The 21193-nt window shown below is 62.2% G+C and carries 21 protein-coding genes, 1 tRNA gene and 1 pseudogene; 6 read left to right on the plus strand and 17 right to left on the minus strand.

All coding sequences use genetic code 11. From position 1 onward, the window contains the following. The first annotated feature begins 31 nt into the window (after positions 1–31). Positions 32–105 (plus strand) — tRNA-Met (locus LZC94_27110). Here LZC94_27110 and LZC94_27115 read toward each other — a convergent pair. Further along, positions 74–1129, minus strand: a complete 1056-nt coding sequence (locus LZC94_27115; protein WXB11521.1) for a hypothetical protein — start codon at positions 1127–1129, stop codon at positions 74–76. The two genes, LZC94_27110 and LZC94_27115, sit on opposite strands and share 32 nt — an antisense overlap. A gap of 187 nt (positions 1130–1316) precedes the next feature. Further along, entirely contained in the window at positions 1317–2288 is a 972-nt protein-coding gene (locus LZC94_27120) for a LysR family transcriptional regulator (GenBank protein WXB11522.1), read from the minus strand. Between the two features lie 101 nt (positions 2289–2389). Here LZC94_27120 and LZC94_27125 point away from each other — a divergent pair, with 101 nt between their 5' ends. Next, positions 2390–3232, plus strand: coding sequence for an oxidoreductase (locus LZC94_27125; GenBank protein WXB11523.1), 843 nt, complete (start codon positions 2390–2392; stop codon positions 3230–3232). Here LZC94_27125 and LZC94_27130 read toward each other — a convergent pair. Continuing rightward, complete coding sequence (locus tag LZC94_27130; protein WXB11524.1) at positions 3229–3504, minus strand: hypothetical protein; 276 nt, start codon at positions 3502–3504, stop codon at positions 3229–3231. The two genes, LZC94_27125 and LZC94_27130, sit on opposite strands and share 4 nt — an antisense overlap. Positions 3505–3508: 4 nt before the next feature. On the opposite strand from LZC94_27130, the gene LZC94_27135 reads away from it, so the two are divergent. Next, a complete protein-coding gene (locus LZC94_27135; protein ID WXB11525.1) occupies positions 3509–3937 on the plus strand; it encodes a hypothetical protein in 429 nt (142 codons plus the stop codon). 104 nt (positions 3938–4041) lie between these two features. On the opposite strand, the gene LZC94_27140 is transcribed toward LZC94_27135, so the two are convergent. After that, a complete protein-coding gene (locus tag LZC94_27140) occupies positions 4042–4509 on the minus strand; it encodes a peroxiredoxin (GenBank protein ID WXB11526.1) in 468 nt (155 codons plus the stop codon). Between the two features lie 355 nt (positions 4510–4864). Here LZC94_27140 and LZC94_27145 point away from each other — a divergent pair. From LZC94_27145 to LZC94_27155, 3 genes and pseudogenes are all read left to right on the plus strand, one after another. After that, a pseudogene (locus LZC94_27145) lies at positions 4865–4900 on the plus strand (hypothetical protein). A gap of 73 nt (positions 4901–4973) precedes the next feature. After that, on the plus strand, positions 4974–5366 hold the full coding sequence (locus LZC94_27150; protein ID WXB11527.1) for a cupin domain-containing protein: 393 nt from the start codon (positions 4974–4976) through the stop codon (positions 5364–5366). Between the two features lie 161 nt (positions 5367–5527). Further along, the gene (locus LZC94_27155; protein ID WXB11528.1) at positions 5528–5902 is read left to right on the plus strand and encodes a hypothetical protein; all 375 of its coding nucleotides are present in this window, start codon (positions 5528–5530) and stop codon (positions 5900–5902) included. Positions 5903–5996: 94 nt separating this feature from the next. Here LZC94_27155 and LZC94_27160 read toward each other — a convergent pair whose 3' ends face one another. From LZC94_27160 to LZC94_27220, 13 genes are all read right to left on the minus strand, one after another. Beyond that, entirely contained in the window at positions 5997–7088 is a 1092-nt protein-coding gene (locus LZC94_27160) for an AraC family transcriptional regulator (GenBank protein WXB11529.1), read from the minus strand. An 80-nt stretch (positions 7089–7168) separates the two neighbouring features. Next, complete coding sequence (locus LZC94_27165) at positions 7169–8071, minus strand: sterol desaturase family protein (GenBank protein ID WXB11530.1); 903 nt, start codon at positions 8069–8071, stop codon at positions 7169–7171. Between the two features lie 15 nt (positions 8072–8086). Continuing rightward, positions 8087–9163, minus strand: a complete 1077-nt coding sequence (locus tag LZC94_27170; protein ID WXB11531.1) for an LLM class flavin-dependent oxidoreductase — start codon at positions 9161–9163, stop codon at positions 8087–8089. A gap of 58 nt (positions 9164–9221) precedes the next feature. Continuing rightward, the gene (locus LZC94_27175; GenBank protein WXB11532.1) at positions 9222–10670 is read right to left on the minus strand and encodes a hypothetical protein; all 1449 of its coding nucleotides are present in this window, start codon (positions 10668–10670) and stop codon (positions 9222–9224) included. Between the two features lie 3 nt (positions 10671–10673). Then, a complete protein-coding gene (locus LZC94_27180; protein WXB11533.1) occupies positions 10674–11507 on the minus strand; it encodes a sterol desaturase family protein in 834 nt (277 codons plus the stop codon). A 15-nt stretch (positions 11508–11522) separates the two neighbouring features. After that, complete coding sequence (locus LZC94_27185) at positions 11523–13148, minus strand: B12-binding domain-containing radical SAM protein (protein WXB11534.1); 1626 nt, start codon at positions 13146–13148, stop codon at positions 11523–11525. A gap of 25 nt (positions 13149–13173) precedes the next feature. After that, positions 13174–14373, minus strand: a complete 1200-nt coding sequence (locus LZC94_27190) for an aminotransferase class V-fold PLP-dependent enzyme (protein ID WXB11535.1) — start codon at positions 14371–14373, stop codon at positions 13174–13176. Further along, complete coding sequence (locus LZC94_27195) at positions 14374–15630, minus strand: hypothetical protein (protein ID WXB11536.1); 1257 nt, start codon at positions 15628–15630, stop codon at positions 14374–14376. Positions 15631–15677: 47 nt separating this feature from the next. Further along, positions 15678–16625, minus strand: a complete 948-nt coding sequence (locus LZC94_27200) for a radical SAM protein (GenBank protein ID WXB11537.1) — start codon at positions 16623–16625, stop codon at positions 15678–15680. Continuing rightward, positions 16610–17605 carry an ATP-grasp domain-containing protein gene (locus tag LZC94_27205; protein ID WXB11538.1) on the minus strand — a complete coding sequence of 332 codons (996 nt, stop codon included), beginning with the start codon at positions 17603–17605 and terminating at the stop codon, positions 16610–16612. Before LZC94_27205 ends, LZC94_27200 begins: the two co-directional genes overlap by 16 nt. Beyond that, complete coding sequence (locus tag LZC94_27210; GenBank protein WXB11539.1) at positions 17602–18042, minus strand: VOC family protein; 441 nt, start codon at positions 18040–18042, stop codon at positions 17602–17604. The genes LZC94_27205 and LZC94_27210 overlap by 4 nt, the downstream gene beginning before the upstream one ends. A gap of 2 nt (positions 18043–18044) precedes the next feature. After that, a complete protein-coding gene (locus LZC94_27215) occupies positions 18045–19538 on the minus strand; it encodes a coproporphyrinogen III oxidase family protein (GenBank protein WXB11540.1) in 1494 nt (497 codons plus the stop codon). A gap of 211 nt (positions 19539–19749) precedes the next feature. Further along, a complete protein-coding gene (locus LZC94_27220) occupies positions 19750–21162 on the minus strand; it encodes a hypothetical protein (protein ID WXB11541.1) in 1413 nt (470 codons plus the stop codon). Positions 21163–21193: the final 31 nt, after the last annotated feature.

A 21193-nucleotide genomic window follows, 5' to 3' on the forward strand; every position in this document is an offset into this window, starting at 1 on the left:
TCGGCGGCGACGATACTTCGCCGCCACGTCGGCCGGAGTAGCTCAGTTGGTTAGAGCGGGCGTTTCATACGCGCTAGGTCAGGGGTTCGACTCCCTTCTCCGGCACTTGTTTTTCTCGGTAATTTTCAGTGGTTTGTAGATGCGCGCTAAGGTTCGCGCTAAGATATTTGCAGTCTGCACGCAAATCGGGCCCTGTTTGGGCCCATGATTTGGGCTCCCCGAGGGCCGGAGTTCCGCCGGGCCCTTGAAGGCCTCCAAGGGCCTGAAGGACGACATCGAGCTTCGCATGGAGGGCACGCTGCTGCGGGTCCTCCAGTTGCTCTAGAGCTGGCTTCCCGTTGCGCATCGGAAAGGCCATGACCGCCTTACACAGGGGCTCCCACTTCCAGAGCGTGTAGGCGTCGACGATGGTCCCCTTCTTGTTGTGGGTGACCTGCTCCAGCACGTCCTCCGGCGCGCCATTGTTTCGGCACTCGGAGATCATGGTGTGCCGGGCGGCATGCTCGGTGTGAGGGGTGACGTCGACGAGGAGACAGGTCGCGTTGAACGACTTGCCCGCCGTCGAGTTCGTGTGATTCGTGTAGGTGTCCTTCGTGCGCCGCCTGAGTCGGCGCGGGACGATGAAATTCTCACGCTTCGGCTTCCGACCGTAGATCGTCTCGAAGTGCTCGTTCCACCATGCATCGAGAATGCGCTCGAGCTCGGGATGCACGGGAACGTTGCGCACACGATCTTTCTGGTGGTTCGACGTCTTGAGCGGCCGATCGTCGAATTGGGTGTTGACGAGCAGGCTGCCAAGCGGCTTCGGCTTCCGATCCCAATGCAGGAAGCGTCGGCCGCATGCCTCGCCCTCCCGCAGGCCAGCGTAGAACCGGAGGGCGTTGAGCACCAATTGGTCCCACGGAACGGGCTCGCTCGTCAGCCGATGGACTTCCTCCAAGCTGTACGGGTAGCGCGGCGTCGTCACCTTCGTCGAGATCGTCCCCGGCGGCAGTACGCAAGGATTCGCGGAAAGGATGGCCTCGTAGACAGCCTGCTGAAAACAACCGTGCACGATCCCGAACAGGTTTGCGACGCTCTTCGGAGCATGCGCGCATGCACCTGGACATGGCGGGCGAAGCGATTGCAAGCTCCAGTCCTCGGGCCATCGCCATGCGCAGGACGTCGGTTCGCTTGAACTGCCAACCGGGACGCGACGTCTTCGCGGCCGCCTCTTCGGCGCGCCCCAACCATTCAGCCACCTTGTGACAAACGCTCTTGGGGCGCCGTGCGCTCGGCCAATCGTGGCGAGCTGCAAGGTCGCACTCCATCCAACGTCAGGCGCCTCGACGAGGGCCTTTCCCCGAAGTGTCGGTGCGAGTCGCTCGCCCCTTGCCGTTCGGGCCCCGTGTCGGGCTCCACGCCTCGCGGAGGAAGTCCACGAATGCCTTGACCGCCGGGGCGCCGCTGTTCTGTCTCGGATAATAGAGAAACCAACCCGGATGAGGGGCGCACCACCGCTCCAGCAAGGCCATGAGCCGCCCCTGTTCGATGAAGGGCTGCACGCGATAGTCGGCCCAAAAGGCGATCCCGACCCCTTGAAGTGCCGCTGTCAGAGCCAAATCCTTGTGTGATGTGATGAGTGGCCCCTCCACCGCCACCGAAAACCACTGCCCATTTTTGAAGAACTCCCACTTGTAGAGGCCTTCGGTCCCGGGCTGGCGCCAATTGATGCATCGATGGTCGCGGAGGTCGGCGGGAGACTTCGGCGCACCGTGGCGCTGGACGTACTCTGGAGAAGCGACGACCAACGTGCGAAATGGCTTCCCGAGACGGACAGCCACCATGTCGCGATCAATCGATTCGCCGAGGCGCATCCCGACGTCGAGTCCCTCTCTCACGATATCGAGCGACACCTCGCTCACCGAGATGTCGAGCACGACGTCGGGATGGCGTGCGTTGAACTCGCCCAACAGCGGCTCGACGAAGGTCTGGACTGCAAGCCTAGGCGCATGCAAGCGCACAGTCCCGGCCGCCTCCTGACGCCGGTCGAGAACATCCAAGACGGCAGCGTCCATCTCGATCATGGCAGCGCGAAAGCGCGCATGGAGGCGAGCACCGGCCTCTGTCGGCGCGACACTGCGCGTGGTGCGAGCGAGGAGCCGCACACCGAGGCGCGTCTCCAGCGAGCGAATCGTCTGGCTCAGGCTGGAGGGCGCGATGCCGAGAGATTCAGCCGCGCGCACGAAGCTTTGACGATCGACCACGGCGACGAACGCGCGCAATTCTGCAAATTCGGACCCACGCATTATATCCTCTCAGGCTCACAGCTCGTTCGGATTATACACGATAGTATAAACAGTTCTTCGAACCTAACGTTGCCAGCACCAACAACGAGAAAGGTAAGACGATGGCGATTTCCTCCCCGAAGAACTTCTTGATCACCGGTGCTAGCTCGGGTCTCGGACAAGCCCTGAGTCGGGCCACGCTCGCGAGCGGACATCGCGTCTTCGGAACCGTCCGCGATAGCGCGGCGCGATGCGCGTTCGAGGCGCTCGCGCCAGGGCGAGCGGTGGCCCCGATAGTCGACATCACACACGCGCACGACATCGACCAGGTTGTAGCCGAGCTCGAAAAAGACTTCGGTTCGATCGACGTGCTCGTGAACAACGCCGGCTATGGTCATGAGGGCATCATCGAAGAGTCGGACCTCGACGAGCTGCGACGCCAATTCGAGGTGAACGTCTTCGGCACGATTGCCGTCACCAAGAGCGTGCTGCCCTTCATGCGGCGCCGCCGGAGAGGACGGATCATCACGATCACATCGATGGGCGGCCTCGTTGCCTTTCCTGGCGTTGGCTACTACTGCGCGAGCAAGTTCGCGCTCGAAGGGTTCTCCGAAACACTGCGGCACGAGGTCGCCTCGTTCGGCATCGCCGTTACGGCAGTCGAGCCGGGCTCGTTCCGCACGGATTGGGCGGGCCGCTCGATGCGGCGCTCGCCTCGGAGCATCCCGGACTACGACACACTCTTCGAGCCCTTACGACACCGCAGGCAGGAGCACAGCGGTCGACAGCTCGGTGATCCCGCGAAAGCTGCCGACGCGATCCTAAAGCTCGTCGATAGCGCGGCGCCACCAGCGCACCTGATCTTGGGCCCCGACGCGCTCTCGTTCGTACAGAAGAAGCTCGACGAGCTACGCCGGGAAATGGCGGATTGGGAATCGACCACGACATCGACGAACGTCGACTAAAGCACGTCGCTCGAATCGTCGGGCCACCAGATTCGGAATTTGTCGGCGTCGATGAAACTCCGGACCCCAATCGAGCGCCAGTCTCCGCTGTCTGGCTTATCGGGTGACCATCCTAGTGGAAGATCGATGAACGCGGAATGAACAGCAATGCTGTTGGTGTGAAGATTGTGAACCGTGATGTCCCCGACCTTTCGGCGGCCGCCCTCGGACGGCATGGGGCCATCATCGAAGTCGCCCGTCCACCAATACGGGTGAACGTATTGGCACATCACGACGATGTCCCGTCCTGGAGCAAAGGCCGGCGGGCGAATCGTAGGCTCCCTCCAAAAAAAGGAATGGCGGCAGCTGCGTCATCGATCTCGGGTCAAAGATCACATAGCCCGACTCGGATTGGTCGAGAAAGGTTATCAGGCACTTCCCGCTGAGCGGATCAGCGATGATGCGCTCCGCCGATCCAGCCGGTACGCAGATGTCCGCCCGGCCCGTGATCTCGAGTCCGGGCAGGGAGCGCTTCGTGACGGCGTGCGGTACGCCGCGCCGATTACCGGGGAATCGATGTTGGAACGCATGCGCGCACGTCTGCTCCGTGCCCTCGACGCACAACAACGCATCACCGTGAAGGATGGCGTCGTGAACGCTGGGCGACGAGCAGAGAATCTTGCCATCGAGATTCCAAATCGCCGTGACTCCGGCGCGGCCCGCTAACTTCGCAATTTGTATTCCTTGTTCCGCGGCTCAAAGACGCGACCGTGCCCCGCGAGCCGGAGCCCACATCGACCATGGGCACCGACCCGCGCACGGGTTCGTTATCAGCCCAGGTCCTTGGCGACCTCGGTTGCGTGCTTGGATACGTCGACGGTGCGGTAGATTTTTTTGACGTTTCCATCCGCGCCGATGATGACGGTCTGCCGGTCGGCCATCCCGCCTTCGAAGGACACGCCAAATGACTTGGCGATGGCACCCTCGGGATCGCTCACCAGGAGGAAGGGCAACTTGTAGTGTTTTGCGAAGTCTTGGTGGGACTTTTCGCTATCGGCCGAGACGCCAATGAGGACCGTGTCTTTCTTCCGGAGCTCGTTCCAAGAGTCGCGGAACGAGCAAGCCTCCTTGGTGCAAGCGGGGCTCTCGTCCTTGGGGTAGAAGTAGATGACCACGGGCTTTCCCTTGAGGGACGCCAGGCTGAGGGTGCTGCCGTCGTGCGCTCTCGTCGTGAAGTCCGGCGGCGGGCTGCCGACAGAGATGGGGCGGGGCGCGTTGGGATTGACGCCTGGGGTCAAGCCGGGCGTTTTTTCTGCTGGCGGCGCGGTGGAGGCGACGTGCACATCCCCTGTGGTGGGAGCGGGAGAAGCGGGCGGGGGCGCTTCCTCATTGTGGCAACCAACGAGCATTGCGGAAACCAGCACGGCGGAAACGAGGACACGTGCAGTACGGAACGGCATGAGAGCCTCCTTGAGATAGGCTTTCTTACGCGAAAGAGCGGGCAAGAAAGCGGGAGGCAGATTAGCATCCGTGACAGTAACGCGATCGGAATACTCGAGGTGCCAATGTCCGTGACGAGCCGTGGTTCCGACCTTTCGTTCCGTTTGCAAGCTCGACCGCCTCCTGATCGAGGGCAATGCGACGCACGCGGCCGTGAAGCTCGGGCTCACCCAACCCGCGGTGTCGAATGCGCTGGCGCGACGGCGAAAGGTGTTCGAAGATCCGCTCGTCGTAAGAGCCGTCGGGGGCTGCTGCCGACACCGTGATTCAGCTCGATCGCATTCTCTCCGAAGACGCGCTCGCGAGCGGCGGCGTCGACCTGTACATCGGGATCCCCGGGGTGCCCATCCCCCCGATCGCCCATATCGGGCGCGATTCCACACATGCCACGATGCGCTGGTGCGTCGAGCGCATGATGACGGAGCTGCGCGATCCGCAACCGGGAGCCCTCCTCGTTGCGCAGCAAGTTGCATATACGATGCTCGTCCAAGTGCTCCGTCTTTATCTCGCGAATCACAGCGGAGGGGTCGGCTGGCTGGCGGGCCGGACGATTCGGGAACTCGCCGCGCAGGCAGGCATGTCGCGCTCACGCGGGCCTCGTCGAAGACGTCGAGTATCCTCCGGGCCATCGATCGCCTCGCCGCGCGCGCAGTAAAAGGCCGCGCGGCTCGTAACGTACCGGCCATCCAGCTCGAAGTCGGCTCCCGGAGTTGCATTCGATGGCCGAGGTGATGCGTTCCAACAAGCCCTCAGCCTCACGACGTCGAGCGAGCCCCGCGGGCACGGACCCAAGAGATTCTTGCTCGTCGGTCGTCCATGAAACCAAACACGCCAGGCCGCCTCTTCGCCGAGCTCACGTCGGTAGCAATGGCCGCCGAAAATCAAGGCGAGCCGTTCGCCGAATACCGCGCCGAGATTTACAAAGCCATCTCCGAATACACGACACAGACGGCCACGCCGTTTCTCGTGAATGCGCTGGAGCGCGAGCTCGAGGGCGGGCGAATTGCACTTTACGAGCTCCTCTCCCGCCGTGCCGACGAAGACGCGTACAAAGCGTCGGGCGATGACCGAGAACTCGTTGCACGCACCGTGCGGATGCTGCGCGAAGAGTGCATCAAGGTGGACCGCACATGGCTTCGAGGTGCATCGCCCGCGTTTTCGAAGTCGCTCGAAGCGCTCATCGCACGATGAAGAAGGTCACCCGCGCACGTTGATGGCGTGCTCGAGGAGCGCGATGACGCGGCGGCGTATCGCGTCATCGCGCCGGTGGAAATGGAACACCGCGCTAACCTCGCGACCGGCGAGCGACCCTGCCGTTCGTGGGGCGCTGTCCAGTATTTGCGAGCGCCCGGCGAAAGCTCTTCGGAGTAGCCCCATTCCACTTGACGAAGGCACGGTGAAAACTGCTCAAATCCGAATATCCGAGCGCCAGCGCAATCTCGTAGATGCTTCGTTCGGGGTCGCGCAAATAGTCGATGGCGAGCTCGCGCCGCACTTCATCGAGCACACATTGAAACGATGTTCCAGCCTCCGCGAGCTGACGCTGAAGTGTTCGTGCACTACATTGCAATCGGCGCGCCACTCGCTCGAGACGCGCCGATTGTTCGGCGCGCAACGAGTCTTCGATTTGCTGGTGGAGCCGCGACATCGTCTGCACCGTCTTCGTGCCCAATGGCTGGCGCGGCAGGATCCTCTCCGCACATTCATCGAGCCAAGGTAAGAGCGATGCGTCGCTCGATACGACGGGGAGTGACAGCACACCTTCTTGGAAGGCGATCACGTTTTGTCTCGACTCGAAATGGAGATCCGTCGTTCCGAAGTATCCTTGCAGGGGCGAAATGTCTTTCGGGGCGGTATGGGCGAATTTCACGTACATCGCGCGGATCGGTTCTCCCACCAGCTCTCGAATGACACGCAAGATCGAACCAAGTGCGAACTCGTTTCCTTGCCGGCCGACGCAGCGTTCGTCACCGGGAATGAAGTGGGCTACGAAAATTTCCCCGTCGGCTCTCTGCACGTCGAGATCCACCGGCCTGGCGACGATCAGACGCCGATACCGTTTGACGCGCTCGAGCGCGTCCGCCGCGTTGGGGGAGCTGCGCGCCGCGAGCTCCGCGATCCCGAAACAGCCGCGCCTACCTTCTCGGGCCACGCGGAGCCCGAGAAAGTCGTCGCCCATCTCCTTGGCCGCGACGTCGACTGCGGATCGATACGTTTCGAGCGGGACGGCGTCCTCCTGGAAGAGCCCCGTGCTCGGCGACGGAATCTCGAACTCTCGTTGAACGCGATCGATGAGCGCGCTCGCACCATTCGCGTGCATCCACGCCATGAGCAACGGAAGACAAGGCGTGGGCTGATGGGATACGCGATGCGACATGAGCTTCTCCATGAATGAGCAAGCAAACAACAATGCCAACGACACTATCGATGAAGAATGATATCGCCACTTCCATCACGTCAATCAGGGAGGCGGGCCGTAGTTCGACCGTTCTCGGCTTCGAACGGCTTCGTAGGTCGGTCCTCCTCGCGAACGCTCGCTTGCTCGTCGAAGGCGTCCTGTGCGTAGAATGCGCTCCCCAAGAGGCCGAGGAAGCTCTCGTTGATCGGATGAATCAGACCATAGACGCGCGGTGCGCGGTCCGGCATGTAGAACGTGCCGAAGAGGATATCCCAGATCGGAAACACCGAACATAGATTCTTGTCGAGCCCCTCCCTCTCGGCCGTATGGTGCCAGTGATGAAACATCGGGCTCGCGAGGATGTACTTCCACGGCGCCCGATTCCATGCACGCACATTGATGTTTGCATGCGTCAAGATGCCGACCAGCCCGAAGAAGGTGGCGTCGTAAACCGCCACGATCTCGAACGGAAATCCGAGCAGCACCAATATGCTGCCGCGAAATACGTGGTGCATGAGGCCCTCGATCGGATGGTTGCGGCAGAACACCAGCCAATCCATTTCGCGCGCACTGTGGTGGGCCACGTGAAATCGCCAGAACCATCGCGTATGGAGCGCGCGGTGAAGCCAATATTCGAGGAAGTCGTGGACCACGGTGAGCAGCGGCAGCAGGGCCCAGAGCGGCAGCGCGGCGACGATCCCGTAGCCGCGCATGATCTGCCCCGTATCCCAGCCCGGTATCAGAGGTCCGAGCACGAACGCCACGAACGCCGTTCGAATGGGCGGCGCCAGCGGGACCACGATAACCAGGCCCGCGAAAAAGAACAGGTAGTCGATGATCGCATCACGCCGGAGTATTCGCTTCCTCTCCTGAATGGGAAAGGCGCGCTCCAGAGGCACGAAGACGAGCGCGCAGAGCGGGATGACGACGAGAAAGCCGACCAATCTGGCGACCGGGCTCATGGTATGCCTGCGCGCTCAGCGCTTTCCTGGCTTGATACGTGGAATTACCTCTTCACGGAACCGCTGCATCGAGTCGCATATGGCGCTCATGTCCGGGCCCGCCGTCTCGAAGGCGCAGACGATGTGGCCAATTCCGGTCAACTCGACCGTTCGCTGGAGACGTTCGATGCAGTGGTCGACGGTGCCGATGGGGTTCAGTCGAAACACCCGCTCGACCCGCTGTTCGGGCTTCCAGTCGCCGCTCATCATGCCCTCTTCGTACCGGCGGTGCCAGACTTCGTAGTTTGGCAAACTCGACTTCATGGCCGAACCGAACAACATGCTCGCGCGGAGAAATTCTTCGCCATACCAAACGAGGTTGTCCCGCTGCCGCCGCATGTCCCCGTCCTCCGCCACGCCGCACAGCAACGACAAGACGTGATCGATCTTTGCCGTGTCGTGTCCCGCGCTCGAGGCCACGTCGTCGTAGAGCTCCAATTGGGACAGCTTCTTCTCGTCCTCCAGCGAGTACTCGAGCATCATGGGAAGGCCGAGCTTCGCCGCCCACTCGATGGTCGACGGCGAGCTACAAGCCACGTAGAGCGGGGGGTGCGGCTTGGTGAAAGGCTCGGGGTAGACGGGGACCTCTTCGAACCGAAGAAGATCGCTCGACGCGGAGCAGCGGCCTCGCGTCCACGCCGACATCATGACGTCCGTCCACTGGTACAACATTTCGTGATTTCGGGACATGTCGGTGTTGAAGACATGAAAGTCCTTCACGAAGGAGCCGCGCCCGATTCCAAAATAGAAACGGCCGTCGCTGAGCTGATCGAGGACCGCGACCTTCTCCGCGAGCCGCACCGGATGGTCTACCGGAATGATGCTGATCGCCGAGCCTACCTTCAACCGTTTGGTGCGACCCAGGATGTACCCCGCCATCGTAATGGCCGAGGGGCAGAGCCCGAACTTGGTAAAGTGATGCTCCAAGAGCCAGACAGCATCGAAGCCGAGCTGCTCGGCGCGCTCCGAGAAGGTGATCGCGTTTTTCATCACCTCGCGCTGTGCCAGCGCCCCGTATTGCGCCGTGGTCAATAGTGTTCCCCACTTCAGCATTTGTTTCTCCTGCGCCTATGCGCGCTGTCGCTCCAAGGATGCCTCGCTCGAACCGCTCTCACGGAATGAGGTCCGAGAACTTGTTCTGCTCCAATAATTCGGTTTGATCGACCCGCATGGTGACGCTCTTCGGGTGAACGGATCCGGGCAGCTCCACCGATCCAAAACGCACGAGGCGCTGCAGAGGATAGAAACCATCGTGTGCGCCCCCCTGCCGGAATAGATTGTTCATGCCGACGTCGACGATCCGGCTCGCGCCTGCCCCGATGTACGCGTCGCGAACCTCGGCGGCGCGCGCCCATGGGGCGAGCGCGACGGTTTGGACGGCCCCGTCGATGAATGGGGTCACGTCCTCGATCGAGGCAATCGGGTGAACGAACAGGGTCCTTCCCAGGGGATGGCCGGAGATCTTCGCCGGAGGGCATACGACGATGGACCAATCGTGGTCGTCCGCGGTGTAGACCTCGGCCCCGGAGAAATCCGCTTCCAGAACCGAAAGTGACGCGTGCGCGCGTTCGTCGAAGTCGTGATAGCCCCGGGGGAGCATACGCTGATACGTCCCGAAGGCCGCGCGCAAATGAGGAATGATGGCCGCCGTAGGTTCTTCGGTGAAAACCTGCTGCACGGAGAAACACGCGCGCTGATCGTACATACAGACGTCGTGCGCGAGCGCTCGGGCGGTCGCTTCGAGGTTCGTGCCGGCGCCGACGACGGCCACGCTCCGCCGCGGACCAAATCGCAAGATCTCCGCTTCCGGGCCGACATGGCGCAGCGCCCATTTCATCGTCTCGGGACCTCCCCACGCGCAAAGCGCGTCCGCGTCTGCCACGAGCGCGCGCTCGAGGGCGCCGTCGTGCCCACCCGGCCAGTGCACGACGCTCATGGCGCGCGCGACGGGATGAGCGGGGTCGACGTCGAGAAAGCTCAACGCGAGCGCGACGGGCGTAAACGGATCGGTGGACGACGACTTCACGACGCACACGTTCTTGGTAATCAGCGCCCGCAGGATCGATCCGATCCCCGCGAGCGGGACATTGCCCGCGAGCACGTGAAGGGTCCTGCCGCGTGGGAACGCGCGGACGTCGGCCTCCTCGCCGGCGACCCATCGATCGAGGATGTGGCGATCACCGAGCTCGGCTCGAATGAGGTCGTATAAATAGACATGAGACGACAACCACATCGCGATCCAGTCGGCTTCGTGGTTCGCCATTTCGTCGGAATAGCCGAGCCCCGCCACGAGCTGCCGGACGTAGACTCGGCGCCGCGCGTACTCGCGCGATTTCCAGTTGCGGCCCACGTTCTTCAGGAACGCGAAGATCTCGTACGAAGGGACGTCGCGCAGCAACATGCGATCTTGGGCGAGGATGGCCGCAGTGACGTCTTCCGTGATGATCGGCACGAGGACGGATTGGCCGGTGACCAGGCGGATCTCCTGCGACGCCTCCTCCGTCGGCGCGCGTCTCCGCCCGCACACGATGAAAGGCATACTCTGGCTTGCCTTGCTCATTCTCTACCTCGACATCGGCGGCGGCGGCGGAAGACGCGCTCGGACGAACGGGCTCGCCAGCAGTCCAAAGAACGTGCGATCCATCGGCTCTCGAACGCCATATTCGACGGGAGCGCGGTCCGGCAGGTAAAAGGTCCCGAAGAGAAGATCCCAAAATGGAAATACCAGCGCCATGTTCTTGTTCAGCCCCTGCTCCTCGCACGCGTGATGCCAGTGGTGATACATCGGGCCCACCAAGAGGTACTTGAGCGGGGCGCGGTTCCATATGCGGATGTTCACGTTCGCGTGGGCCAGGAGACCGACGAGAAAGAAAAAGCTCGCGTCGTAGATTACGATCTGCGGTGCCGAGAACCCCACGAGCAGCAGAGCGCCGCCGCGCATCGTGTGCATCACCACCGTTTCCATGGGATGCACGCGAAACAAAACGGCCCAATCGATCGCGTCCGCGCTGTGGTGCGGGCGGTGGAATCGCCAAAGCCACTTCGAGTGAAGGAGCCTGTGAATCCAATAGCTCATGAAATCTTGGCACAACGCGAGAAGCGGAATGACGGCCCATAGCGGCATCATCGCGATGGGGCCGTACCCTGTCATGATTTGGTCGGCGCTCCACCATGGCACGATCATTCCGAGCGCGAACCCCACCACCGCGGTGCGCAGCCCCATCACCAGGGGCCCCACGACCCCCGCGCAGCAAAAGAACAGATAGTCGAGCAATAGACTGCGAACCGGTCGCGTCGCGCGTCGATGAATGGGGAACGCGAGCTCGAGCGGCACGAAGACGAGCGCGCAGACCGGAATGATCGCGAGGAATACGAGGACTTTCAGCGCGAGGCTCATGGGACCCGACCAGCTTTACGCGACGCGCGCTTCGACGGCGCGCGACTCCGGAGCGAGGAACACACCCAGCCGATCGAGCTCCTCCACCGCGCGGAGGCTCCTCGAACGCACCTGCGAAGGCGATCCTGCGAAGTCTTTCGGAGCAAACGCGAGGCGCTCGAGCGACTTTTGGATTCGGTAATTTTCCAGCAGACCGACGTGAGGATTCAGTGTGGACTGAAACGGCATTTGCCATAGCACGGCCACGGCCCGATCGTTCTTCCATCGAACTTCCCGCAAGGTGCGCCGGTGGAGGTCACGCGCCGTCGCGATGTCCATTCCGTGATGCTTCCACGCCGAGTCGGGATCATCGATGTTCTCCACGACCAGCCCGAACCGGGCCGCATCGTTCCACACCGGCATGGTCTCGTCGATGAGATTGAAGGGATTCAACATGAAGTGCCGCGCGAACTCGTCCACGAGGAACCGGTGTGTCTCTTCGTATTCCTCCGGCGTCTCCCCGGGATAGCCGATCATGAACGAGCCCCGGTAGTCGACGGTGTCGCCCTCGGCGAGGAGGGCGTTCGCCCTTCGATTCTGCGCCGCGCTCACCTGCTTGTGCATTCGGTCGAGGGATGCGTCGCTCATCGACTCGAAGCCGATGGACAGCGACGCGCAATGGGCCTCACCCAACGCCGAGACCACCTCGCGATCTTTGATGACGTTCGCGCGCGTATACGCGTCCCATGCGACGCCGACGGCGGGCAGCTTCTCCAGCAGCTCGCGAAAGCGCGCCGGCGGGATCGTGAACGTCGAATCGAGCGACTTGATCAGGGATGCCCCGTTCTCCCGCGCGTATGCGGCCCAATCCGAGCAGATCTTGTCCGCCGATTTGTATCGCCACTTCGGCGACGCGGCGGGGAACGAGCAGAACTTGCAGGTGAAGGGGCAGCCGCGCATCGATTCGTAAGGGACGATCGTCCGGCTACCGGAAAAACGGGGCGATGGGTGCTTCTCCACGTCGATGTATGCGAACTCGTTGACGTGAATGGGTCGCATCAGGCGCCCGGGCTCGGACATGACGAGGTTCGGCACTTGGCCGAGGGCTGCCTTCCCCTCGAGCGCGTCGAGCAGCATGGGAAACGCCAGCTCGCCATCCCCCCGAACGATGTAATCGATCCGCGGCAGATCGCGCATCAAGCGCATGTATTTGAGGTTGCTGTATTGGCCGCCCACGACGAGCTTCGCCATCGGAAATCGCCGTTCGACCCACGCGACGGCCATGTTCATGGCGCGCCAATTGCAAATGAACGTGGTCGACAGGGCGACGACGTCGGGCGCCGTGGTCTCCGGCTCGCGCGCTTCGGACCAGACGTCCTCGAGGCGAAAGAGCTCGTGCTCCCGGCCCGCGCCATCGAGGATCGATGCCAAGGTTTGCGAGGTCAGATGCGGCTCGCTCTGAAAGCGAGGGCGGAGCAGCGGCTGGTCCGAAGACCCTTCGCGGTAGCGGAAATCGCTCGTCGTCACCACCCGGCCGAGGCCATCGTGCACCGCCGCCGTCGTCTGCTTGCGGTCGAAGAAGGTACCACCGAGGATGTCGCTATCCCAGAACGACGCCGCCGGCCAAATCGGCCCCAGACCCGACAATAAAATGATTTTCAATTTCTTCTCCACGTAGGTCCGACCATCACGCTCCTGCGAGGAGCGGGCGCATGTTTTCGAGTGCATCGAGGAGCCGATCGACGTCGTCCTCGTCGTTGTAACATTGCAAAGACACACGCAGCGCGTCACGCACTTTCGTGTACGTGAAAAGCGGTTGACAACAATGTACGCCGTCTCGAACGAAGACGCCATAGGTGTCCGAGAGGATGGACGCCAGCCGCGCGGCGCTCATATCGGGGTTCCTCGCCTTGAACGACAGAATGGGAATGGATGGCGCGTCGTAGTGGAATGGGAGTTCGATCACGTCCGAGAGCCGTTCCAGGCCGCTCCGGCATCGCGCGGCCAACCGCGCGACATGAGCGTTCATTTGCCCCTCCTCCGCGCGCTCCGCGTAGTCCAGAGCTGCTGCGAACCCGATGACGCCTTCGATGTTGGCGGTGCCGGCCTCGAACCGCCGCCCGTCCGGGAGATACGAGATCTCCTGGCCGACACGATCGACCATCCCGCCGCCCGTCGAATAGACAGCGAGTCGCTTCGAGGAGTCCTCTCGCCCCCACAGGACGCCCACGCCAGCGGGGCCGAACATCTTGTGGCTCGAGAGCGCCATGAAGTCGCATCCGAGCGCCTCCACGTCGATGCGCAGGTGCGACGCAGCTTGTGCACCGTCGACGACGGTGATGAGGCCATGCTTTTTTGCTAGCGCTACGACTTGCTCGATGGGCTGAATGACGCCGGTGACATTCGAAGCGTAGGTCAGCGCGATCACGGCGGTCTTGCGCGAGATCGCGTCCTCCATTCGATCGAGGTCCACCCTGCCATCCCGAGTCATGCCGATCTCGCGAACGCGCGCCACCCTGCGCCACGGAAGGTAGTTGGAATGATGCTCGAATACGGGGACCAGAACTTCGTCGTCCCGAGAGAGGGATAGACCGTGCGCGACGATATTGATGGCCTCCGTGCAGTTTTTGGTGAAGACGATCTCCTGTTTGAGCGCGTTCAGGCGCCGCGCCGTTCGCTCACGCGCGTGCTCGAACGCCGCCGTCGTCGACTCGGCCCACGCGTATTGACCACGGTGAACGCTGGCGGGGAAGCTGCGATAGGTGTTTGCTACCGCGTCGATCACGCAGTTTGGACGGAGCGTCATGGCGGCGCTGTCGAGGTACGCGCAGGTGCCGGTGGCCTGCGCGAGCGCTGGAAAGTCGGCTCTCCATGGTGACGTAGACATTTATTCGCACCTCAGGAGGGAGAACTTCCCGGACCGGCCGGGGCTTATTTGACGCGACCGTGCGAGCTCGATGCGCACATTGCCGAATAACCCGGTGAGCGCGCAGCGTAGGTCCTTCTCCTGGAGAGGCGAGAGCGGCCCGTGATCGCTGCCCACGTAATGAAACGTCAATCGACGGTCGCGGGTCATGGTCACTTGGTAGAGGAGAATGTCATTGGACAGCGCCGCGAGCGCTTCATCCAATTCACCGGGGGTTACGGGGTCGCCCGCGTCGTTCGCGACCGCTTCGCGAACGCGCCCGCAAAAGTAGCGCACCTCTTGGCCCCCGTCTTCGAGCTTGACCACGTCGCCCAGACGAAATCGGACGAACGGCATGAACGCGTTCTTCACGGACGACGCGAGAATTTCGTAGGTATTGCGCCGCTTGCAAAATGGCACCAGCTCGATCGCCGATCGCTCCGAGATGCGCGTGAACGGCTCGTCCGACTCTCGGTGATAGAGCCAGCCGAGCTCGGTGGTGCCGTGGAGCTCGGTGACCGGGGTGTGAATGAACTGCCCGATGTAGCGCTTCACGTAACCCGTAATCATCTCGTACGAGAGCTTCAAAATCTCCGGCTGGAATATGGGCGTCGAAATGCCCAGCAGCGCCGCCTTCTGCAGCAGCAGCGCGAGGAACGTGGGATCCGCGACCAGCATTTTGGGCTGGAACTCGGAGAGCTCGATCAAAATGCGCGTGACGTCATCGCGTGTCCAATGATTCGGATCGTGAGCGCTGTTCAGGTACAGCGTGGTCCCGATGACCCGATCCGCGAATCGTGGATTTTCCGCGAAGCACACGGCGGCCGAGCAATCCATGGTCGTGAGCACCGCGCTTCGATCCACGCCCACACGGAAGCCGCGCAGGCGCGGTACGGCGCGACAGGCGCGCTGGTGCTCACCGACCCACCAGTTGCTCGGCCTCACGATTTGCACGCGCTCGCCGGTGGTCCCCGAGGACGTTGCATATTCCACCTCCCCTCGCTGGCTGGCGGTCGACAATCGCTCCGTCATCCAGCCGCCGGGGAACTGCCCGATCAGCGAGGCCCGCTCGAGGATCGGAAAAGAATGTGCGTCCTCGAATCGAAACTCCGGGGCGCGAGCTCCGTAGAGTCCCCGGTACAGCGGCAGCCTCCGTACGAGGTCCGCGGCCTCTTCCCAGGGATCGCCTGTGTTCGAGCTGCTCGGATCGAGCGTGGTTTCGCGAAGGTCACTCAGCATCGGATGTTCCAGTGGTGTCGGGCGTCGGGTCGAGAGCAGCGATGGAGTCACTCGTCAATCATGGGGAGCCGGGAGCGCTCGGGGGGGTTCGGTTTCGACAATTGAAACAGCGTGACCTTGTGGGCGTCGCATCCTTGGCATATCGGCATGTTGCCGAGCTCTTTCGCGCGATTCTGGATATGTGTTTTGATGTCGTGCGTATCGACGTGCCCTACGACGGACGTGAGCCCGAAATCTTGAAAGCAGCCGCCGATGTCACCTTTGTAACTGATGGTGACGCTGCTCGCGCCGATCGGACAATAGCGCGGGTTCTTGAGCTTGTTGTAGGCGATCTCGCCGAGAAATCGGGCGCGCCCGTACTCCGACCACACTTCGTCCTCCGAAGCATCCAAGGCGAGCTCCGTGAGGAGCTCTTGCCGGCGCTCCCTCGATTGGTTGGTCTCGAAGTACCCTCCCCGGTTCCACAAGGTCAGCAACTTGAATCGACGAAACCCGAGCTTGCGAAGGTGCTCCACCGTTTGCGGTAAATGCTCGTAAATGGTCGGCCCGCCGGTCAGATGAATGACGGTCTTGTGCGCCGCGACCTCCGCGAGCGCCGCGATGTTTTTCCAAATTTGAGCGTGCTTGAGCCCGATGTGAATCTTGTCGAACGTCTCGCGGACGATCGAGCTCACGGACACGCGAATGATGTCCAGATGTTTTTCGAACGCGAGGATGTTCGCCGGGGTCATGGTCACGCCCGTGGTCACGATGCCCGTAGTAATCTTGGGACGGGCCATGATTTCGCACAATTCGACGAACTGCGGATGAATCGTGGGTTCTCCCCGCCCGGCCATGTCCACCTCCCAAACGAAAGAGGGATCCAACATCGAGACCACCTTTTCCATGGTCGCGAGGCTCATATTCCCCTCCGTCCCGATGAGGGAGCGCGGGCACATCGCACAAGAAGCCGGACACGAAGGCGTCGCCTCGATGTTGATTAGAACTTTTCGCATGAGGGTCGATCCCAGTTTCTATTGCCGCGCGGAGCCGTGACCGGCCCGGCGGCGCGGAGGTGAATGAAATTCGTGAGCATTTCCAGCTTGCGGTCGTCGTACGCAAATACAGGATGAATGTCGTCCATGGTTTGGATGGTGTTGACCCCCTTCTTCAAGCCGACACCCGTGAAGACGCCCAAAAAAGGGTTCACCTCGATGACGTAGAGCCTCCCCGTCTCGGCGTGAACGACCATATCGACGATCGTGCAGTCGATGCCGAGCGCGCGGGCGGCGCGCTTCGCGAGGGCGATGGCCTCTTCGGTCGGGGGCAGCGGGATCATCTCCGCGCCCGCGTGGACGTTGGTCTTGAAGCGATGATTCTTTCTGCGGCTGTAGCCTCCGACGACGACTCCGTCGAGCAGGTCGACCCGCGTATCGTGTTCGTGAAACGGTATGAATTCTTCCAGATAGAAATTGGAATAGACGTCGGCGACGCTCCCGATGAAGTCGGCCAGCGGCTCCGCCGCGTCGAACTTTTGAACGCCATGTCCACCGTGTCCGCGCCGTCTCTTTACGACGACCGAGCCCCACAGCGCGAACAGCTCGTCCAAGGCGCGACGGGACACGGCGGCGGGCACCAGCGCGGACCGCGGCACCGACAGCCCTGCACGGCGGAGGGTGCAGTTGGCGACGAACTTGTCCTGTGCCCGATTGAAAGCATCGAAGCCGTTGATCACGTGCACGCCAGAGGCTTCGAGCGCGCCGAGCACCTCCCTTTGATGGTCGCTCTGTTGATCGGCGTTCATGTGATAGAGCATGTCCAACCGAGAGAGATTGCGCCCGTCCGCCGTGAGGACCTCACCGTCGACGACGCGACACTGGCGCATGTCGAAATCACTGGTGACGGCGTGCCCGAAGGCCGCCAATCGTGCTTCGAGCTCGGCCAATATTTCGTCGCCGCCTTCGTTGCGGTAGAACCAAAGTCCGATGTGGCTCATCTCGTACGCTCGCCGGGCGAGGTGCGGCGGGGCGCGTCCTCGGCGTGGCAACAGATCTGGATCTTGTTGCCGTCCATATCGCGAAAATACGCACCGTAATAATGCTCGTGGTACTGCGGCCGGAGGCCGGGCCGGCCCTCGTCCCGGGCGCCGCTCTCCAGCGCAATCGAATATACCGCGTCGACGAGCGCGCGAGCCTCCGTGAGGAACGCGACGTGGGTGCCATTTCCAACCGTCGCCGCACGTCCATCGTACGGGAGGCATACCCAGAACATCGGCCGTCGCGGCCGCCCGTCGGGGGTCAGCCCACCCGTACAATACCCCACGTAACGCTCGTCCCGATGCACGAGCACGGCTCCAAGCGGCGACAAGACATGCGAGTAAAAAGCTTCTGCGCGCGCGAGATCGTTGGTGCCGATGGTGATGTGACTGAACATCTTCAGACCTTGCTGGTGACGAGGGGCGGCGCGACGGGCAAGTGTTTGCGGCTCTGCGCCTTCTCCCGAAGGTCTTTGGTGAAGTCGAGGACCCTGCGCCGGAGAGGGCTATAATCGTATCTCTCCATGAGGTCTTTGCGCGCGTGGCTCCCTTCGAGCAGAAGCTCGGCGTTCTTTTGCTCGAAGAGCTCGAGCACGTTCTTCCCCACGAAGCGCGTCCCGACACCGTCGGCGTGGAGCGCGCCGAGCCGCGTGAGCACGAGCGCGTCGCCCTGCTCCTCGACGAGCGCGAGCTCTTTCAGGATGGCGATGTCGTCGGCGAAGTACTCGAATGGATCGATGCCGAACCGCTCTTTCATCACCGGGCGGGAGATGCCGCTGGCCCGAATCGACATGATGGCGTTGCGCCGGATCTTGTCTTCCTCGGACAGAGCCCAGCCGACCCAGACCGGCGACTCTCTCGCCTCGCATTTTCTCACGTAATCCTCGATCTCACATACATTGTAATAGTGAGTCCCGCCGAGGTAGCCAAAAGCGCTCACGCCGATGCCGAGCAGGTTCAGGTTGTCGATGTTTTCGAACTTTCCTGCCTGCTGCTGGGAGGCTATTCCGTTCTTCTTCGAATAGTAAAATACTGGACCATACCGGTATCCCGCCTCGTCGAGGAGCACGTGATCGCAAATGAAGTGCATCAGGATACGATCCGACGCATCGGGGAAGATCTCTGGCTCCTTGAGATAGTGGTAGGTGATGGGGTCGCCCGACTTGAACATGAGCGGGAAAATGTTGAACTTCGGCGTGCCCGCGGCCACCAGCTTCGTGAGCGTCTGGTGCCACGATTCGAGCGTTTGATACGGGATCCCGAAGATCAGGTCGAGCGAGACGTTCTCCTGCCCGCGCTCTCTCAAGGCCGCCAGGAGATCGAGGACGTCTTGGTCCGTGTGTCCCCGGTTCAATTTCGCGAGCTCCCGATTGTCCATCGATTGAACGCCGAAGACCCACCGGTTCACGCCGTTGGCGAGCATGCTCTCGAGGCGCTCGTCGCAGTCCGGGCGGCGGACCAGGTTCGGGTGGAGCTCGTACGTTATCTCCGCGTCGGGCGCCACGTCGAAATGGCGGTGTATCCGTGCGAAGAGCTCTCGAACTTGAGCGGCCGTCAGGTAGGATGCGGTCCCTCCGCCGAAATAAATGGTTCGGACGCGCCTCGCGCCGCCGAGGCGCTGCGAGAGCATCTCGAGCTCGAGGTACATCGCGCGCAGGTAGCGCTCGACCCGATCCTCGGAAGGGTTGATCACCTTCGCGAAGTGGCAGAAGCTGCAATATTGATCGCAGAATGGGATGTGTACGTACAGGCTGAGATCGTCGGACGCGCCGGCATACATCTCGTCGGGCGCTATCGGTTGCATCGCCTTGAGCGGCGGATAGACGCTGCCCAATACGTAGTAGTCGAGAGGTTTGATGTAAACGTGAGCTTTCTCGATTTGCTCGAGATCCATCGACTCTGCTTGCCGCCTCGCATATGCGATTGCGTCATCGAACGCATGGGTGTTGGACATAAAATCTCCGCTCGTCCCCGCGACGCGAGTCGAGATCGGGAACGGTATTTTGATGGCGTATCGCGACGTTGCCTATTTAGTGATATATAATCGCGCGGTCGGGCTTGGCCAGTTAATTTCGATTCGAGCTACGCAATGAAGGTGGGGGCGTCTAAATTTTCAATAGCTTCGGCAGATCTTCGAGGAGCGCGGCGTCGGACGCCGCGCGGTCGCGTCCGAAAGCGATGACGTCCATTTTGCCCCAGCGGGCGAGCGGCTCGACGTTGTAGAAGACATAGCGGCCGCTCCGCGTGACAGGGTCGAACAGCTGACCGCCGATGGCCTCGAGGATCTCCGTGAACGGGACCCCGGTGAGTCGGGTGGCGGTGAAGTCTTGCGCGCGATAGGTAGCGCGGCGCGGTGCATGGGCGAAGAGCCGGTCGACGAGGTTCATGGGGGTCGACGTGCCGCCCCATCGACCATTGCAGTCGACGAAGAGGACGCGAGGCGAAGTCTCGAGATCCCCTACGACGACGTGATCGAACGAACAGCGGCCGACGTAACCTAGGTACTGGAGCGATCGGGCCACGGAGATGGCGGCATCGCGGATCATTCGATGGACACAGTGAGGCAGAGTCGATGGGCGGCTTCCGATGAAGACGCCATCATCGAGAATTTGTTCGAAGATACCATCCAATCGAGGGGCTCCGCTGCCGAGCGGGGGGATCCAGAGTTGGCTCGACGGGGAGACGCTGCTGGTCTCCCATGCCACGGCCAGTACGGGTTCGTCCTCGTGTTCCCCCGTGCGTCGAAGGAATGCTTCGACCCGCTCCAGGACCTCGAGGTGCGAAGCGAGGAGGAGCTCCGCCCCGTCGAACACCTCGTTTCCCATTCCGGAGACGCTGCGGCTTCGTTTGAGGCCGACCCGCGGGTGTCGCTTCGCCAATTCGACCAGCGCGGCGGCCAGGGCAGACGCCGATCGCGCGACGCGTGTCTCTGCGAGCGCCTCCGCACCGAGGGTACGCGAGACGATCTCCGAAAAGAGTCGTTTATCGTTCGCGAGCCACGTGATCGGCGGCGGCGGGCCGAGCACGGTCGTGGGGCGCGAGGCAGCGTCGCGCAAGCGGCCCGCGAGCTCCCACACCGCCTCGTGAGCCATGTAGGGGTGAACGACGACATGGCTCGCTCGCCGCGCCCGTTCGACGATACGCGACCACGCGCGGCTCGCGGTCGCCGCGCGTGCAACATGGATCGGATTGGCCGGTGCTTCCACGACGACGAGCTCGGGCCTCCCCAGACGCAGCTTCGTTCGACAATACTCCTCGTATCCTTCGCAGGCATCGGTGACGGTTACGAAGAGGTCACCGTCGCCGGACCGAACGCGGGCGCGATGCTGATAGAACTCGATCCCCGTGATGCCATCCAAGAGGGGCAGCGCCGAGAGATCGTCGATGTGGAGCGCGAGGCCCCCGCCCTTCGCGTCGTGAAGACCTCGATAGCGTAACGCGCCGAACGGCGTGAGCCGTGGTTCCAGGTCGAGCTCGCGCGAGAGCTCATCGAGGGCAATGCGAGTTTCGGGGCTCATATCGTCAGCGTGATTCATGGCGTCTGAGCAC

This window comes from Sorangiineae bacterium MSr11954, from assembly GCA_037157815.1.
Lineage (GTDB): Bacteria > Myxococcota_A > Polyangia > Polyangiales > Polyangiaceae > Pendulispora > Pendulispora albinea.

What these genes read in the sequence shown, in the direction of transcription:
- LZC94_27165 (WXB11530.1), bottom strand. Translation starts at nt 8,071, where the DNA reads ATGAGCCCGGTCGCCAGATTGGTCGGCTTTCTCGTCGTCATCCCGCTC.
- LZC94_27195 (WXB11536.1), bottom strand. Translation starts at nt 15,630, where the DNA reads ATGCTGAGTGACCTTCGCGAAACCACGCTCGATCCGAGCAGCTCGAAC.
- LZC94_27200 (WXB11537.1), bottom strand. Translation starts at nt 16,625, where the DNA reads ATGCGAAAAGTTCTAATCAACATCGAGGCGACGCCTTCGTGTCCGGCT.
- LZC94_27205 (WXB11538.1), bottom strand. Translation starts at nt 17,605, where the DNA reads ATGAGCCACATCGGACTTTGGTTCTACCGCAACGAAGGCGGCGACGAA.
- LZC94_27155 (WXB11528.1), top strand. Translation starts at nt 5,528, where the DNA reads ATGAAACCAAACACGCCAGGCCGCCTCTTCGCCGAGCTCACGTCGGTA.
- LZC94_27135 (WXB11525.1), top strand. Translation starts at nt 3,509, where the DNA reads ATGTCCCGTCCTGGAGCAAAGGCCGGCGGGCGAATCGTAGGCTCCCTC.
- LZC94_27180 (WXB11533.1), bottom strand. Translation starts at nt 11,507, where the DNA reads ATGAGCCTCGCGCTGAAAGTCCTCGTATTCCTCGCGATCATTCCGGTC.
- LZC94_27170 (WXB11531.1), bottom strand. Translation starts at nt 9,163, where the DNA reads ATGCTGAAGTGGGGAACACTATTGACCACGGCGCAATACGGGGCGCTG.
- LZC94_27120 (WXB11522.1), bottom strand. Translation starts at nt 2,288, where the DNA reads ATGCGTGGGTCCGAATTTGCAGAATTGCGCGCGTTCGTCGCCGTGGTC.
- LZC94_27190 (WXB11535.1), bottom strand. Translation starts at nt 14,373, where the DNA reads ATGTCTACGTCACCATGGAGAGCCGACTTTCCAGCGCTCGCGCAGGCC.
- LZC94_27220 (WXB11541.1), bottom strand. Translation starts at nt 21,162, where the DNA reads ATGAGCCCCGAAACTCGCATTGCCCTCGATGAGCTCTCGCGCGAGCTC.
- LZC94_27215 (WXB11540.1), bottom strand. Translation starts at nt 19,538, where the DNA reads ATGGATCTCGAGCAAATCGAGAAAGCTCACGTTTACATCAAACCTCTC.
- LZC94_27160 (WXB11529.1), bottom strand. Translation starts at nt 7,088, where the DNA reads ATGTCGCATCGCGTATCCCATCAGCCCACGCCTTGTCTTCCGTTGCTC.
- LZC94_27175 (WXB11532.1), bottom strand. Translation starts at nt 10,670, where the DNA reads ATGAGCAAGGCAAGCCAGAGTATGCCTTTCATCGTGTGCGGGCGGAGA.
- LZC94_27210 (WXB11539.1), bottom strand. Translation starts at nt 18,042, where the DNA reads ATGTTCAGTCACATCACCATCGGCACCAACGATCTCGCGCGCGCAGAA.
- LZC94_27125 (WXB11523.1), top strand. Translation starts at nt 2,390, where the DNA reads ATGGCGATTTCCTCCCCGAAGAACTTCTTGATCACCGGTGCTAGCTCG.